Raw genomic sequence first — 15,252 nt, forward strand, 5'->3', positions numbered from 1 at the left:
GGTGTCCTTCGTGGAGTTCGTCAGTGGCGCTCACGGGCCGATGATGCGCAGGTGTCCGTGGCGGCGGCCCTGTCCGGTGTCGGCCTCGGAATCGGCGTCGACGGCCCGCGGCCGGCTTCCGGGTGCGGGGGTCGCGGCTGCCTCGCGCACCGCGTCGGCGATCGCGAGGAGATCGTCATGGGTGCGCTCCGGCGGTTCCTCGGTCGCACCGATGCGGATGAGCTCCCAGCCCACCGGCGGGGTGAGGCGGGCGGCGTGATCGGCGCAGAGGTCGTGGGCGCCGGGTTCGGCGCGGCGGGCGAGGGGACCGACGACGACACACGCGTCCGCATGCACGTAGGTCATGGTCGCGGAGGCGCTGCGCGAGCAGCTGACTTTCGAGCACGTTCGCAAGGCTGACACAGTCGTTCACTTTACACGCTGCCGCTGCCCGTTCCCCGGTGGCCGGGCCGAGCGGCGGGCGAGTTCTGCGGGTTTCCTCACAGCGGTCTCGGTAGAATCATCGACCATGAACGTCAGACGCCGCCGGGACCGGCATGGACGGGGCCTGCGGTCCTCTCTCTTCCGCGCGGATGTGCCCGCGCGCGCGACCCGGGCGGAGTCCTTCGCGCGGGTCGCCGCCGAGGAGTTCGCCCGGCACCGCGAGCAGGAGCCCGATCTCCTCGCCGAGGTGGTCCTCGCCATCGATGTCGTCCCCCCGCCGGGGTCGACGGAGCCGAGCTTCGGTCGGGTGTTCCCCGCGACCCCGCAGCGTCGCACGCACATCGTCCTCTACCGTCGGCCCATCGAATACCACAGCCTCGGGGGGACGCGGGAGACCCTCATCGCCGAGGTGATCGCCGACCAGGTCGCGCTGCTGCGCGGCGCGCAGGGCTGAGCGCCGCAGTCTCCGGCGGAGTCGGAGCCGGATCCTCGGTCAGGTCGGAGACGGCTCCTCAGTCGAGCCGGATGTCGCGGTAGGCGACGCCGGCCGGGGCCGGCGCGGGCATGACCGCGGAGACCCCGGAATCCGAGGTCACGAGGAGGCTCGCGTGGACGCCGTCGGCCGCTGCCCCGGCAGCGCCCTGTCCGCTGATGACGAGGGCGCGCACCGCCTCGGCGGAGACCTCGGCCGGGGCCAGGGTCGTCGTCGCGGTCGGGTTGAGGTCGACGACGCGCGGGTCGGTCAGGCTGCCGTCGTCGAGCATGCCGCTGACCTGCACCTGCCCCTGCCCCGGGGAGAGGAAGAGCTGCGCGGTCCCGGTCCGCGGCAGGGCCATGAGCTGAGCGTCGGCGAGGCCTTCGGTGGCGGTGATCGTCGCGAAGTCGCCCGCTCCCCCGTCGGGGTTCGTCGCCACGGATGCGGTGGCCTGGACGGGCTGGTCGGAATCGAGGACGAGGCTCGTGGCGGCGAGCTCGCCGAGGTCGGCCTCGGCGACGCCCCCGGCGACGACGGTGAGCGCCGACCGGGGGATGTCGACCTCCCCGTCGGGACCGTAGGCCTTGAGGGCCACCTCGGCGAGGTCATCACCGGGGTTGGCCACGCGCACGCGCACGCTCCTGCCGTCGAGTCCCGTGAGGACCTGCTGGTTCGCGGCCGGCGCCCCCGGCGCGGCGAGGTCGATGCCCTGCGGGGTGAGCCCGTCGAGCTTTGTCTCCTGGATCGACCCGGCGAGGACTCCCCCGTCGACGGAGACGTCGACGGCGAGTTCGGGGGCGCCCGCGGCGAGGCCGGCGAGGCGGACGGCCCGCTGGGAGCCCGCGCGGATGCTCAGTTCGGTCGGCTCGCCCCGCGATCCCGAGGGAGTCATCACCTGGACCTGGGCCTGGACGGGGACGCTGCCGGGGTTGCTCAGGAGCAGCTGCGAGTTCGATCCCGCCTCACCCGATCCGGCGACGATCCGGAAGTTCGCCGCCGGTGCCGCGCACGTCAGCGTGGCGAGCCCCGTGAGGTCCCCGGAGGTGCCTTCGACGGTCTCGAGCGCCGTGGTCAGGGCGGGGGCACCGGGTCGGGCGAAGCCGGTGATGATCTTCGTGTTCTCGACCGGGTCGTCGCCGGAGACGAATCCTCCTGATGCGGGGTTGTCGAAGTCCGGAGACCCGCCGAGGGTGGCCACCTGGAGGCGGGAGGCGCTCACAGAGCCGTCGGCGGCGCTGATCGGGGCGGTCGCGGAGACGACGCGGGTGCTGACGTTCGAGTCGTCGACGAACTCGGCGTCGGTGCCCTCGGCGGCCTGGTCGGTGAGCAGCGGTCCGGGGCAGATCACCTGGGTGTCCGCGGTCGGCATGCGCACCTGTTCGGGGCTGCGACTGAGCGTGCCCGCGGGCAGCGGGGTGAGGAACGACGTCGTGGCGATGAGGATGCCGGGAACGGCGATCGCTGCGAATGTCACGGTGCTGCGGCCGAGCCTCATGCTCTCTCCTCCGACCTGTCCGATGCGGCACCGTCAGCCGACGAGCCGTCCCGTGCTGCGGTGTCGTCTGGGTGGGTGCCCTCAGCGTGGACGCTTTGTGCCTCGGTGTCCTGTAGCGCGGTGTTCTCTGCGCGGGTGCCCTCAGAGTCGGGGCTCTCAGCGTCCGGTGTCGACTCCCCGTGCTGCGGCGCGGTCGTCGCGCGGTTTCCTGATTCAGCGCGGCGGCCTGACTTAGCGCGGCGACCGGATTTCGCCCGCCGACCGCGCCGCGTCATGGCCGCCGGCTGCGGGTCCGCCGCAGCGCTCCCCGTGTCCGCAGCGCTCCCCGTGTCCGCGGCGCTCCCGGTGTCGGCGGCATCCGCCTCGGCGGCACCTCCCGACGGTCGCTGCGCCGACGCGGACCCGGTCTCAGCGGTCTCGGTCTCGGAGGTCGCAGAGGAGTCCCTGTTCTCCGCGCCTGCGGACGCCTCTGCAGTGTCAGACCCGTCCGCCGAGATCCCAGGTTGGTCCGCGGTCCCGGATTCCCCTCGAGCGGTCGCCGGCGCGCCGCGCCGCACGGCCCGGTTCGGGGTGGGGCGGCGACTGCCGATGGGCAGGGCGACGATGAGGCAGAGGAGTCCGAGCACCCAGCCGGCGATGACTCCCGTCGTCATCAGCGGTGACGAATCGTCGAGTTCGACGGTGCCGCCGGCAGCCGGGAGGGTGAACTCCTCATCCCATGCCTGATCCGGCTCGGCCGGACGCGGGAGGTCCTCTCCGTCGATCTTCGCCGTCATCCCGTGGGCGGTTTCGGCGACGACAAGCGTGCGACCGTCCGCGCCGGGCGCGATGTCGATCGTCTCCCCGGTGCGCGGTGCCGTCGACAGCGTGCCGTCGGGTTCGCGGACGAGGAAGCGGCCGCTGTAGGGCTTGTCGACGTTCCAGAGCACACCCGCCTCCGTCGGTCCGACCTCGACGAGGCCGGTCGCTGCGGCCACGGAGGAGCGCAGCGCGGCGTCGTCCTCGTCGACGAGGACGAAATCGACGCCGAGGCGGCCGAGCAGCTCGCGGACGTCGCCGGCGTCGTCGGCCGACAGCGCGGCCGCGGCCTGGGCGACGAGGACGTCGTCCTCACCGATGGGCAGCGGCCGGCGCTCCCACGGCGGACCGCCGACCGCCTCGGCGGAGGCCACGGTCGAGGTGCCGATGACGGTGCCGTCAGCGGTCGAGAGCAGGGTGGCGAGAACCTCGCCGTCGACGGCGTCGAGGCGCAGCGTGCGGGCTTCCGTGGGGCCGGCGGCCCGGTCGGCGGCGAGGGCGGGAACGGTGCCGTCCTCCGTCGTCGACACCGACTCGGAGGCGGGACCGGCGCCGAGCACGGCGAGGCCGACGGCGGCGACGGCGACGAGGCCGGTGAGCACGCGCAGGGGGACCCGGGACACGCTGCGCGGGGCTGCGGTGAGGCGGTCGGCGCCGAGGACGAGCAGGGCGATCGCGCCGATGCTCGTCAGCGTCACTCCGGCCGCGGGATACGACCCGATGAGCGCGAACGGGCCGACCTGGGCGGGCAGGTGCGCCTGGATGATCGAGACGACGAGGCCGGTGAGGTAGAGCCCGACAGCCCAGGTCAGCACCGTGAGCGGGATGCGGGCCTCGATGAGGGTGAGGAAGGCGAGCAGAAGCATCGGCAGGACGATGAAGAGCGCCCACAGCTGGCTGACGCCGGTCACCCCGAGAGGTTCGAGCAGCCCTGTCAGCCACGTGGGATCGAGCGGGGCGGGGAACCCGACGGCGAGGAGGTACGTCGGAGCGGTGCCCGGGGACAGTGTCTGACCGGGCATGACGAAGAGGGTGCCGGGGTGGGTGACGACCCCGACGAGCCACGGCCACGTGAGCACGAGGGTCGGGACGAGCAGCCAGAGATGACGCAGACCCCGCCGGCGGAGCACGAGGGCGATCGTGAGGACGAGGCCGACGACAAGCATGAGCGGGACGCCGGCGATGATGACGACGAGGAGCAGCCCGGCCGCCGCGGCCGCCGAGACCGAACCGGTGCGCAGACTGCGGGTGAGAGCGATGATGAACAGTGGTGCGGCGATCCACATGAGGATGACGCCGAGGCGGCCGGTCGACAGCCCCATGACGAAGAGCGGGGCGACGAGCCAGAGGAGGCCGGCGAACCCGCGGACCCACTTGCGGGACACGAGGATCCCGGCGCACGCGTAGGCGGCGATCGCCGCCGCGATCGGGGCAGCGAGGATGAGGACGCGGACCGTGACGTCGAGGTTGCCGAGGAACGGCAGACCGAGCACCGCGAGGACGAGCTGGAGCGGATCGGCCGGGGTGTCGATGCCCGTGCCGGCGTCGAGGAAGCCGCCGAGGAGCCGGGTGACGAGCTCGCCGTAGCCGATGTCGGTCGACCCCAGCGCACCCCCGACGAGGTGGCCGGGACCGAGCAGCCGGTGGGAGACGAGACCGCTGAGCAGACCGGCGGCGAGGATGAGGAAGAAGAGCGGGTGCGTGAAGATGCCGGCGCCGCCGCTGACCTCGAGGCGGGAGAACGAGTCGATGGCCTCCTCGGTGTCACCGACCTGGTTGAGGTCGGCCTCGTCGAGGGTGTCGTGGTCCCCATCGCCGGCACCGGTTCCGGTCCGGCGGGCCGCCATGCTGCGCCGGTGGACGGCGAGTTCCTCGGGGTCGGCGAACAGGGAGTTCAGGTGCGCGGTGTTCGCGCGCTTCGCCAGCCGACCGCGCCGCGCGTTGGCCCGGCGCAGGCGGGCGGTGGCGCGGACGTCGGCGGGCAGGCCGACAAGCGCGGCGAAGCGCCAGCCGGCGGTCCGGACGTCGTTGCCGAGCAGGGAGAGGAGCCCGGCGCCGAGCTGGGTGGCGGCCAGGATGATGAGCAGCCGGACGAGGCCGGGCCGGGCGAGGCTGAGCCGGTAGCGCTGTTCGGTGCGCACCTGCGCTCGCGCGGTCGGGGGCTTGGCCGAGGTGCCGAGCTGGGCCGCCTCGGCGGCGGAGATGTCGAGTCGAGCGCCGGGGGCCAGGGCCACCCGCCGGCCGAGGTCGCGGAGGCGACGGGAGTATTCGATGCCGCGGTAGGCCGGGCCGAGTCCGCGGCTGGGAGCGCCGATGCGATCGAGGTCGGCGGTGGCGATGAGCATCCCGGGCAGGTCGAGCGCGAGCGTCTCGGACTCCCCGTCCCGCTGTCCCTGGTCGAGCTCTCCCGATCCGACGGGATTGACGCGCACCCCCGCCGAGGTGGTCGTCACCCCGGCGGAGACGATCCGCTCGCCGCTGAAGAGCTTCGGCCCGACCGCCGCGACCGAGTCCGCAGCACTCATCGCGTCGAGGAGCTCGTCGAGGCACCCCGGCGCGGGGCGGGAGTCGGGAGTGAGGAACCAGAGGTAGTCGCTGCCGGCGACGGCCGGCAGGGCGAGCGCCTCGGAGACGGCAAGGCCCCCGAGATCGACGACGGGGATCTCGGGGTGGATCCTGCTCAGGGTGGTTTCGAGCTCGGCCTTGCGGGAGTCGTCGCCGGAGATGACGACGACCGTGACGGCAGGTCTCACACGACTCGCTTCTTGAGCCGACGGCGTTCGCGCTCGGACATGCCGCCCCAGATCCCGAACCGCTCATCGTTGGCCAGCGCGTAGTCGAGGCATTCGGAGCGGACCTCGCAGGACTCGCAGACGCGTTTGGCCTCGCGGGTCGATCCGCCCTTCTCCGGGAAGAACGCCTCAGGGTCGGTCTGGGCGCACAGCGCCTGGTCCTGCCACGACAGCTCGCCGTCCTCGGCGGCGCCGAGGAGGAGCGAGAGCGGCGACACTGCCGCATCGTCGACGGGCAGCGGTGTGAGATCGTTCGGATCGATCGCCAATGGGTCCGGCAGCGTGTCCGGTGTGCGGGCGCCGGGTTCGACGAACCAGTCGCCGGCGCTGCGGGAGGTCACCCCCGGTACGGAGACGAACTCCTCATCCTCTAGTCTCTTGCTCTGTGCGCTCTGCACGGTTCTCCCCTTTCTCACGCTCAGCGTGTTGTGCCATGCGAATCCGAGAATTCGTGCTAAGCGCGTTCCCCTTAGGTATAAATTACACGCGTGTCATTACCGCTGAGTCAAGCCCTCGTGCAGTAATCAAGCGGGGAGAAACCGCGTATTCGAACACATCTTCACATACACACGCGCCGCCAACACAAGATATGGGGACCGGCATGCGCACCTGCCACAATCCATGGTGTCCACCTGATGGGATCGTGAGAATTTCGGATTCGTTCGGCTGGGATGGGAATATGGAGGAATGAGCCAGGGTGACGGTCCGCGAGCAGGCATGAACGACAGACTGCTGACCGTCTACGCGCCTCCCCTCGACGACGACATCCGGCCCGGTTCGGACCTCGCGGGCATCCTCATCACCAGTCTGCGGCGCAACCGCATCGATCTCAAGGACGGCGACATCCTCGTCATCGCCTCGAAGGTCGTGTCGAAGGCCGACGGGAGACTGACCTCGGTGGCTGACCGCGCCGAGTTCGAGGACCTCGTCCGAGCGTCCTCGACCCACCTCGTGGCCGAACGCAGCTATGCGTCGGGAACGACGGTCCAGGTCGTGCGGACTCAGGCCGGCACGGTGCAGGCCGCGGCCGGTCTCGACCAGTCGAACTCCGGCGGCGACGTCGTCCTCCATCCCGCCGACGCCGACCATTCCGCCGCTCAGCTGCGCGCCCGTGTCGAGGAGGCCTTCGCGGTGCGCATCGGCGTCGTCGTCTCCGATACGACATCGCGGCCGTGGCGCGTCGGGGTCGGAGACATCGCGCTCGGCCTCTCCGGGTTCTCCGGCCTCGACGACCAGCGCGGACTGCCCGACGACGACGGGCGCGTGCAGACGGTGACCGTGCGCGCCGTCGGCGATGAGATCGCCGCCGCCGCCGACCTCGTCAAGGGGGCCGCCCGCGGTCTGCCGATGGCGCTGATCCGCGGTGCCGGCGGCTACCTCGACAACGGCGGCGGCGGAGCGAAGGCACTGTGCCGGGACCTCGGCGAAGACTGGTTCCGCTTCGGTCACGTCGAGGCGATCCAGCGCGGGCTCGGCGTCGATACCGTACCCGGCCGTGCTCCCGCCGGGGACGGCGGCGACGACATCCTCGAGCGCGTCTCCCGGGCCATCCGCGTCGTCCGCGGCGGCAACGCGCGCACCCCCGGCCATGCGGCCTGGCGGATGCGCATCGAGGGGTCGGGCTCGCGGATCATCATGAGCCCCTCGACCTCCCCGGCGACGACGCAGGCCGACGGACCTCCGATCCTCGAAGCGATGGTCGGACTCGGCTCCCTCGTCGAGCGCATGCACACCGCGCTCTTCGCCGAGGACCTCTCCGCGACGACGAAGTGGCATTGGGCCGAGGGGGACCTCGGCAGCTTCCCGCGAGGAGTGACGATCGACATCGGACTCCTCTCCCCCGACAGCACGCACTGATCCCCCGACAGCACACGCTCGAGAAAGCAGGACAGATGGATCTCACCCGCCTCGCTGGCACCGGCGGTCCCGTGCTCTTCTGGCGCGGGCCCGACTTCGACACCCTCGACCTCACCGGCCCGGTCATCGCGAACTGGGTGAATAAGGGAGTCGGTCTCTTCGGCGACTACGATCTCGGCCCCGACTTCACCCTCTTCGTCCCGCTGCCCGGCGGTCTCCACTGGCGCGAACTCGTCGCGATCCTCAGCGTCCTCCTCGCCGGTGGCCGCGTCGTCCTCGGCGAGCAGGGCGATGCCGGTGGCACCGCTTCAGCCGGCGGCAGCATCTCGGCCGTCCCGGACGGGGACTTCCACGCGCTCGTCCCGGTCGGGTTCGAGTCGGACCCGGCGATCGCCTCGGCGGAGGAGATCTTCGTCTTCAATCCCCCGGCACTGGCGCTGAGCACTCCGGTCGATGCCGACTTCATCGACGTCAACTCCGCGATCCGGGCGTATCCCGACGTCACCCCGCGCCGCCTCGACGGCTCGGGCACCCTCGCCGTCCTCGGGGCTGCGGGGACGACGGAGATCCCGTGGACCGCGGCGATGACCACCGGTTCCGCGGGTCCCCCCGCGGGGATCCTCGTCTCCCACTCGACCCCGCAGGAGGACCAGTGGCCGGACCTGCTGGGCCACCTCCTCGGCGGGGGTGAGACCGTGCTCGGCACGGGAGTCGATGAGGCTCGCATCGCGGACCTCGCACGGGAGCTCGGTGAGGTCCGTGGCAGACTGGGGACATGGACAAAGTAGTTGACACGCCCGCAGAAGCAGTGGCCGATATTGCCGATGGATCGTCGATCGCCGTGGGCGGATTCGGGGTCGTCGGAGTCCCGGAATTCCTCATCCGCGCGATCAGGGAACAGGGGACGACGGACCTCGAGGTGATCTCGAACAACGCGGGCGTCGACGGCCGCGGGCTCGGGGTGCTGCTCGCCGACCATCGGATCCGGCGGATCATCGCGTCCTATGTCGGGGAGAACAAGGAGTTCGCCCGGCAGTACCTCTCCGGTGAGCTCGAGGTCGAGCTCACCCCGCAGGGCACGCTCGCGGAGAAGCTGCGCGCCGGCGGTGCGGGCATCCCCGCGTTCTACACGATCACCGGCGCCGGCACCCAGGTCGCCGAGGGCGGCATGCCGTGGAAGTACGACGCGGACGGCAACGTCATCAAGGAGTCCCCGGCGAAGGACACCCGGGTCTTCGACACCTTCGGCGAGGAGCAGACCTACGTCCTCGAGGAGTCGCTCGCCCCCGACTACGCCCTCGTCCGCGCCGCCGTCGGCGACCGCGACGGGAATCTCGTCTTCCACTCCTCGGCCCGCAACTTCAATCCGCCGGCCGCGCAGGCCGGTCGGATCACGATCGCCGAGGTCGAGAAGCTCGTCGAACCCGGTGACATCGATCCCGACGAGGTGCATCTGCCCGGTGTCTTCGTCCACCGCGTCGTCCCGCTGACGGCGGAGCAGATCGCCGACAAGCCGATCGAGAAGCGCACCCTCCGTCCGACCCCGACCGCCGCGAACGCCTGAGGAGAGCCCACCATGGCACTGACACGCAACCAGATGGCCGCGCGCGCGGCGCAGGAGCTCGCCGACGGCAGCTACGTCAACCTCGGCATCGGCATGCCGACCCTCGTCCCGAACTACGTGCCCGACGGTGTGCGGCTCGTTCTCCAGTCGGAGAACGGCCTCCTCGGCGTCGGTCCGTACCCGACCGAGGACGAACTCGACCCCGACCTCATCAACGCGGGCAAGGAGACCGTGACGATGCTGCCGGGCGCCTCGTACTTCGATTCGGCGGCGAGCTTCGGCATGATCCGCGGCGGCAAGATCGATGCCGCGATCCTCGGCGCGATGCAGGTCGCGGTCAACGGCGACATCGCGAACTGGATGATCCCCGGCAAGATGGTCAAGGGCATGGGCGGGGCGATGGACCTCGTCCACGGCGCCAAGCGCGTCATCGTCGTCATGGACCATGTCGCAAAGGACGGCACGCACAAGCTGCTCGGCGCCTGCGACCTGCCGCTGACGGGCAAGGGCGTCGTCGAACGCGTCATCACCGACCTCGCCGTCCTCGACGTCACCGGTGATGCCTTCACCCTCGTCGAGCTCGCACCGGGAGTCACCGTCGAGGAGGTCAAGGAGAAGACCGGCGCCGAGGTGGTCGTCCCCGACGACGTCGCAACCATCACCGTCCCCGACGTCTGAGTCGCGCGCGCCGCTGCCCACTGACGCTCCTTCGGAGTGTCGGTGCGCGGCGGCCTTGTGCGCTGTCCCGCCGCAGCCCGCCACGCGCAGCCCGGACCCGTAAATCGCAGTCCGCATCCGCACCGACAACGCCGACCCTCACACGCAACTCGTGGCCTCACGCACAACCCTGGGCTCTACACACAACGCGCAGCCCCACACACAACACTGGGCTTGCCGAGAGGCACCCGCAGCCGCGAACACACCGCGTGCACGGGTAGTGAAAGCCGCTCCACAGGCGGGATGCCGGAAACGCGCTCGATCACGTGCCGCTCAGCTCGTCACGTACAACCCGGAGCCGCACCGACAACGCAACCCGTCACGAACAACCCGCAGCTTTACACACAACACTGGGCTCGCCGAGAGGCACCCACAGCCCCGAACACACCGCGTGCGCGGGTAGTGAAAGCCGCTCCACAGGCGGGATGCCGGAAACGCGCTCGATCACGCGCCGCTCAGCTCGCCACGCACAACCCGGAGCCGCCCTGACAACGCAGCACGTCACGCACAACCCTCAGCCCCACACACAACACTGGGCTCGCCGAGAGGCACCCGCAGCCCCGAACACACCGTGTGCACGGGTAGTGAAAGCCGCTCCAGGGACAGGGTTCGCCCGCGCGCTCCGCTCAGGAGCGAGGCAGCCTCAGTAGAGGGGAAACCTGAGGTGCGAGGCAGCCTCAGGCGAAGGGCAGCGCGCGATCGAGTCCGGTGGTCGCGACGAAGAGGTCTCCGTGACCGTCGGCCGTGACGGCGGGTTCGTTGGCGCCGACGAAGACGCTCTGCCCACGCGTCAGGGTCGTTGAGTTCCCCACCGACGTCAGGGTGATCGTCCCCGAGGTGCACAGCACGATGGCCGCCCCGCGCCGGTCGATGCGCTTCAGGCGCGGGCACCGCAGGGCCTGGAGAGCGAAGTCCTCGGTCGCACCGGTGAGGACGCCGTCGCGGTCGGGCTCGAGCAGCTGCGGGGGCGCGGCCGTGAACGTCGCGATCCGGGTGAGCTCGGGGATGTCGACGTGCTTGCTCGTCAGGCCCCCGCGCAGGACGTTGTCGCTCGAGGCCATGATCTCGATGCCCGTCCCGCCGAGGTAGGCGTGGAGGATCCCCGATTCCATCGCGAGCGCCTCGCCCGGCTGGAGGTGGACGCGGCAGAGCATGAGCGCGACGAGGACACCGGGATCGTCCGGATAGTCGGTGACGAGCTCGACGAAGGTCTGCATCGGGTCGACGGCCGTGCCGAGCTGGGAGGCGTGCCCGCGCGGCGGGGTCGCGAAGTCCTGGCTCGCGATCTCCGCGACGAGTCCCGGCGCGCGGTCGTCGCCGAGGATGAGCTCGACCGTCCGCGCGAACGCCTTGGCATCGCTGAGCGCCTTGAGCGACGCGAGGATCTCGCCGAGGAGGTCGAGCGAGGACGCCGACAGCGACAGGGAGAGGAACCGCTCGAAAGTCGCCCGCACGGCCTTGCGCGGGCGGAAGCCGGAGAGGGCGTGGAACTCGGTGAGGGCGTAGATGAGCTCGGGCTTCGCCGAGGCGTCCTTGTAGTTGCGGTCGGGAGCGTCGAGATCCGGCCCCGTCTCCTCCTCCCGGGTGAAGCCGGCAGCGGCCTGCTCCGGGGTGGGGTGGACCTGGATCGACAGCGCCTTCTCCGCGGAGAGGACCTTGAGGAGGAAGGGCAGACGCGGCCCGAAGACCTCGAGCGAGTCGCGTCCGAGAAGTCCCTCGGGATCACCGGCGATGTATTCGATGAGGTTGGGCCCGAGGTCGAGTCGCCCGGAGGTGCGGACATCGACGGACGAGGACGAGCCGACGTGTCCGTAGCCGACCGCCCCGTGGGTGCCCTGGGCGGCGGAGAGTTCGAGTCGTGAGGGGCTGAGCGGGTGCGCTCCCAGCCAGAGTTCGGCGCACGGCGTGCCGTCCGGGACGGTGCCGAGGATCGCGGGAATCGCGTCCGGGGTGCCCCAGTCGAAGTTCTTCACGGTGTTGTGCAGCCGACGCACTGGCATCACCTCTCCTGCGAATCGTCCGTGCGCTCTCGCGCATCCATCCCTCAACCGTAGCGTGTGCGCCTGCCGGAATTCCGCGATGACGCCGTGACTTCACTTTCTGTTCAGGCCCGGTCACACAGTGTTCACCGCACACACGCCAGCGGCCCCGAGACGCGGGTGCGTCTCGGGGCCGCTGCCGATGTGGTCACTCCCCAGTGATCACTGCGCGATGATCAGCCGATGACCCGGATGACCTTGGCGCCGCGGCTGAGCATCCACTCGTAGCTGCGCTTCGTCGTGTTCGTCCGCGTCGAACCCGCGTCGTACATCTGGCCCTTGGTCTCGGAGATGATTCCGATGTGACCGGGGATCCAGATGAGGTCGCCGGGCTTGGCGTCCTTGATCGAGATCTCCTTGCCGGCATTGCGCTGCTGGCTAGTCGTGCGCGGCAGATCGATGCCCGCCTTGCCGTAGACGTACTGGGTGTAGCCCGAGCAGTCCCAGCCGTTCGGCGTGGTCCCGCCCCAGACGTACTTGGTCCCGACGTACTTCTTCGCCTGTTCGATGACCTTGTCCCGCTGCGCCTGGATCTGCTCCTCCTTCGAGGGCTTGTCCTCCTTGGGCGGCTCAGTGGGCTTCGGCTCCTCCTTCGGAGGCTCGGTCGGCTTGGGCTCTTCCTTCGGCGGATCCGAAGGGGTGGGCTCCTGCGTCGGCTCATCGGTCGAACCGCCGTTGTCGGAGCCGTTGTCTGATCCGTTCGCGTTTCCGTCGGCTGCAGCACCTTCCCCGGAGTCTGCACCCGAACCGCCATCGGCGGCGCTGTCCCCCGGCGGGGGCGAGTCGCCCGGCGCGTTCTCATCGACTGCGGTGCCCGAGATCGAGCCCCTGGCGGAGAACTCCGTCGTGCCGTAGCCCTCGGCCCACACGAGCTTCGCTCCCTCGAAGAGCTGCTCGGCACGGCCGTCCTTGATCACCGGGTTGGACTTCGGGTAGCCGAGGTGGCCGCGCTCGTAGCCCTTGTCCTTCCAGTACTTGAGCAGGGTTCCGGTGGTGTAGGCCGCCCCGGTCTGGGGCGACCAGTGGAACGAGCCCTTCGAGAACGTCTGGTAGACGCCCCCGCCCTTGAGGCCGCCCTTCTCCGTGCTCACGGGCAGCCCCAGCTGGGTGATGGCCTCACCCTTGTACGCCGAGGCGATCGCCCCGGTGACGTGGTACGCGCCGGTCTTCTGCGACCAGTAGACGACGCCCTTCTCGTAGTTGCGGGCCTTGGCGCCGTCGACGCCCTTGACGTCGTACTCGCTGCCGGTGGCCTTGCCGAGGTTGTTGTCCGCGGCGTACTTCTCGATCGCGGTCTGCGGTGCCGGCTTCGGGGTCTCGTTCTTGCCGTCATCGCTGCTGTCCGAGGGCAGATCGCCGGACTTGAGGATGTTGTTGACGGTGTCGCGGACCTCGCCGAGCTTCGCGTAGAACGCATCGCCCGGGCAGTCGGTGCTGCCGAGGTCGCGGTGGCCGACGAGCGTCGACTTGCTCGCCGTCAGTCCGTACATCGAGAACTTCCACGCGATCGCCGAGGCGACGGCGTCGCGGGTGACCTTCGGCGGAGCCGAGCTGTTGTACGTGCCGAGCACCGAGATGCCGAAGGTGCCGGTGTTGTGACCGGAGGTGTGAGCGCCGACCACGGCCTTCGAGATGTCACCGTCACGGGCCTGCCACAGGCGACCGTACTTGTCGGCGACGACGTTGTATCCGATGTCGGACCATCCGCGTCCCTTCTGGTGGAAGGTCTGGATGCCGCGGATGATGCCGGGAACGTCCTCAGCCGAGTAGCTGTTCGATCCCGAGGTGTGGTGGACGACGGCCTGCTTGATGCTGCTCGCGTAGCTGGGGCTGCCCTTGTACGACTTCGCTCCCCACGACTTCCGCGAGGCGATGTCGGGCTTGGGCACCTTGGCCGACTTCGCGACGGTGTTGACCTGCGCGTCACCGGGCACGTAGTTCTGCGTCGTCACCGTGGCCGCACCGGTCGCCGACACCGTCGTGGCATCGGTCGCGCCGGTGTCGGTGGTGCCGGATTCGTCGACGGCGGGTGCGGTCGAGCCGGACTCGTCGGTCGAGGCGGCCGGATCGATCTGGACGGGCGCGTTGTCCGCGACCGCCTGCGCGTCGGCTTCGGAGAACTTGGGGTCGACGAGGACGAGTTCGGCATCCGTGGGCGCCTTGTCGCCGAGGATGCGCAGCTGCACGCCGCTGGCCTCGTTGACGGTGAACGGCTCGGAGCCCTCGTTCTTCGCCTCCTCCTGCTTGTCCTCGTCGAGATCCTGCCAGGATCCCCACCCGGAGTCGCTCTTGACGCGCACCTGGATGCGGATCGTGCTCGGCGCATCGGCGAAGGTGACTCCGACGAGGCTCGGGTTCTTCGTGGGCACGTCGAGGACGTCGGAGATGAGCGCGATGTTGACGCCGTCCTCGGTCTTCTGACGCACCGTGCCGGAGATGTCCTCGTCGTCCTGCGCGTCGTCGGCGGGGGTCGAGCCCTCGGTGGGCTCCTGGGCGGCCTCTCCGCCGTCACCGGCATCGCCGGACTCGGCGGGGGCGGTGCCCTCGGCCGGTGCGGGAGTCTGCGATCCCTCCGGGGAGGTCAGGCCCGCCGAGGTGGGGGCGACGGTCGCAGCGACCGGCTGAGCGCTCACGTTGACGGTCTCAGGCACCTGCGCGGCGGCCAGCGCCGACTGGGACTTGAAGATGTCGGGAAGGTTGGTCGCGCTCTGGTTGGAGACGCTCGCCTCGGCGCTGCTCGAATCGCGCGCGCCGGGGACGTCGAGTCCGTCTTCGCTCACATTGAGCGCTTCTTGGGTCACTTCCGGTTCGACGGTGGCAGCAAAGGCGTCCGTCGCCGTGACCGCTAAGGTGCCGACGAGTGCGACAGAGGCGCAGCCCGCGACTGTGGGCAGTATGTATTTCATCGTTACAGCCTTTTCGAGGAAGTCAGGGAAGTTCAGGCCCGGGAGTCCACTTCACCGTCGGCATACGGTGGGCGACCCCAACATCTCAAAATTGTTACACATTTCCGGCGTGTCAGAGTGGAAAAATAACGAATGAAGATAATTACACCGGTGTGGTTCCCAGTGTTGGCAGGCGACACACCGTGC

11 protein-coding genes are annotated in these 15,252 nt (G+C 70.1%); 5 read left to right on the top strand and 6 right to left on the bottom strand.

Features of this window, described 5'->3' with window-relative positions; all coding sequences use genetic code 11:
• Positions 1 to 30: 30 nt before the first annotated feature.
• Positions 31 to 393, bottom strand: coding sequence for a DUF3499 domain-containing protein (locus tag J9315_RS11125; RefSeq protein ID WP_344251340.1), 363 nt, complete (start codon positions 391 to 393; stop codon positions 31 to 33).
• A 115-nt stretch (positions 394 to 508) separates the two neighbouring features.
• Here J9315_RS11125 and J9315_RS11130 point away from each other — a divergent pair, with 115 nt between their 5' ends.
• The gene (locus J9315_RS11130; protein ID WP_198498384.1) at positions 509 to 877 is read left to right on the top strand and encodes a metallopeptidase family protein; all 369 of its coding nucleotides are present in this window, start codon (positions 509 to 511) and stop codon (positions 875 to 877) included.
• Positions 878 to 935: 58 nt separating this feature from the next.
• Here J9315_RS11130 and J9315_RS11135 read toward each other — a convergent pair whose 3' ends face one another.
• Genes J9315_RS11135 through J9315_RS17615 form a run of 3 tightly spaced genes read right to left on the bottom strand, consistent with a single transcriptional unit; the run spans position 936 to position 6,201 of the window.
• On the bottom strand, positions 936 to 2,393 hold the full coding sequence (locus J9315_RS11135; RefSeq protein WP_198498383.1) for a DUF5719 family protein: 1,458 nt from the start codon (positions 2,391 to 2,393) through the stop codon (positions 936 to 938).
• The gene (locus tag J9315_RS11140) at positions 2,390 to 5,944 is read right to left on the bottom strand and encodes a glycosyl transferase (protein WP_198498382.1); all 3,555 of its coding nucleotides are present in this window, start codon (positions 5,942 to 5,944) and stop codon (positions 2,390 to 2,392) included. Before J9315_RS11140 ends, J9315_RS11135 begins: the two co-directional genes overlap by 4 nt.
• Positions 5,941 to 6,201, bottom strand: coding sequence for a WhiB family transcriptional regulator (locus J9315_RS17615; protein ID WP_332839545.1), 261 nt, complete (start codon positions 6,199 to 6,201; stop codon positions 5,941 to 5,943). The genes J9315_RS11140 and J9315_RS17615 overlap by 4 nt, the downstream gene beginning before the upstream one ends.
• 499 nt (positions 6,202 to 6,700) lie before the next feature.
• Here J9315_RS17615 and J9315_RS11150 point away from each other — a divergent pair, with 499 nt between their 5' ends.
• From J9315_RS11150 to J9315_RS11165, 4 genes are read left to right on the top strand one after another with little or no spacing between them, the layout of a single operon-like run.
• Positions 6,701 to 7,840: a coenzyme F420-0:L-glutamate ligase gene (locus J9315_RS11150; protein WP_232623549.1), complete on the top strand. Its 1,140-nt coding sequence runs from the start codon at positions 6,701 to 6,703 to the stop codon at positions 7,838 to 7,840.
• A gap of 35 nt (positions 7,841 to 7,875) precedes the next feature.
• A complete protein-coding gene (locus J9315_RS11155) occupies positions 7,876 to 8,628 on the top strand; it encodes a hypothetical protein (RefSeq protein WP_198498380.1) in 753 nt (250 codons plus the stop codon).
• Positions 8,616 to 9,404 (top strand): CoA transferase subunit A, encoded by a 789-nt coding sequence (locus tag J9315_RS11160; protein ID WP_198498379.1) that lies wholly within the window; start codon positions 8,616 to 8,618, stop codon positions 9,402 to 9,404. The genes J9315_RS11155 and J9315_RS11160 overlap by 13 nt, the downstream gene beginning before the upstream one ends.
• 12 nt (positions 9,405 to 9,416) lie before the next feature.
• Positions 9,417 to 10,082, top strand: coding sequence for a CoA transferase subunit B (locus tag J9315_RS11165; protein WP_198498378.1), 666 nt, complete (start codon positions 9,417 to 9,419; stop codon positions 10,080 to 10,082).
• Between the two features lie 716 nt (positions 10,083 to 10,798).
• Here J9315_RS11165 and manA read toward each other — a convergent pair.
• Positions 10,799 to 12,121: a mannose-6-phosphate isomerase, class I gene (gene manA, locus J9315_RS11170; protein ID WP_232623548.1), complete on the bottom strand. Its 1,323-nt coding sequence runs from the start codon at positions 12,119 to 12,121 to the stop codon at positions 10,799 to 10,801.
• Between the two features lie 215 nt (positions 12,122 to 12,336).
• Positions 12,337 to 14,940, bottom strand: coding sequence for an NlpC/P60 family protein (locus J9315_RS11175; RefSeq protein WP_249120890.1), 2,604 nt, complete (start codon positions 14,938 to 14,940; stop codon positions 12,337 to 12,339).
• Positions 14,941 to 15,252: the final 312 nt, after the last annotated feature.

The sequence above is a fragment of the Brevibacterium sp. W7.2 genome (genome assembly GCF_018137945.1).
Taxonomy (GTDB): Bacteria; Actinomycetota; Actinomycetes; order Actinomycetales; family Brevibacteriaceae; genus Brevibacterium; species Brevibacterium sanguinis.

Coding starts and splice junctions, on each gene's coding strand:
- J9315_RS11130 (WP_198498384.1), top strand. CDS start 509: ATGAACGTCAGACGCCGCCGGGACCGGCATGGACGGGGCCTGCGGTCC.
- J9315_RS11135 (WP_198498383.1), bottom strand. CDS start 2,393: ATGAGGCTCGGCCGCAGCACCGTGACATTCGCAGCGATCGCCGTTCCC.
- J9315_RS11150 (WP_232623549.1), top strand. CDS start 6,701: ATGAACGACAGACTGCTGACCGTCTACGCGCCTCCCCTCGACGACGAC.
- J9315_RS11155 (WP_198498380.1), top strand. CDS start 7,876: ATGGATCTCACCCGCCTCGCTGGCACCGGCGGTCCCGTGCTCTTCTGG.
- J9315_RS11160 (WP_198498379.1), top strand. CDS start 8,616: ATGGACAAAGTAGTTGACACGCCCGCAGAAGCAGTGGCCGATATTGCC.
- J9315_RS11165 (WP_198498378.1), top strand. CDS start 9,417: ATGGCACTGACACGCAACCAGATGGCCGCGCGCGCGGCGCAGGAGCTC.
- manA (WP_232623548.1), bottom strand. CDS start 12,121: ATGCCAGTGCGTCGGCTGCACAACACCGTGAAGAACTTCGACTGGGGC.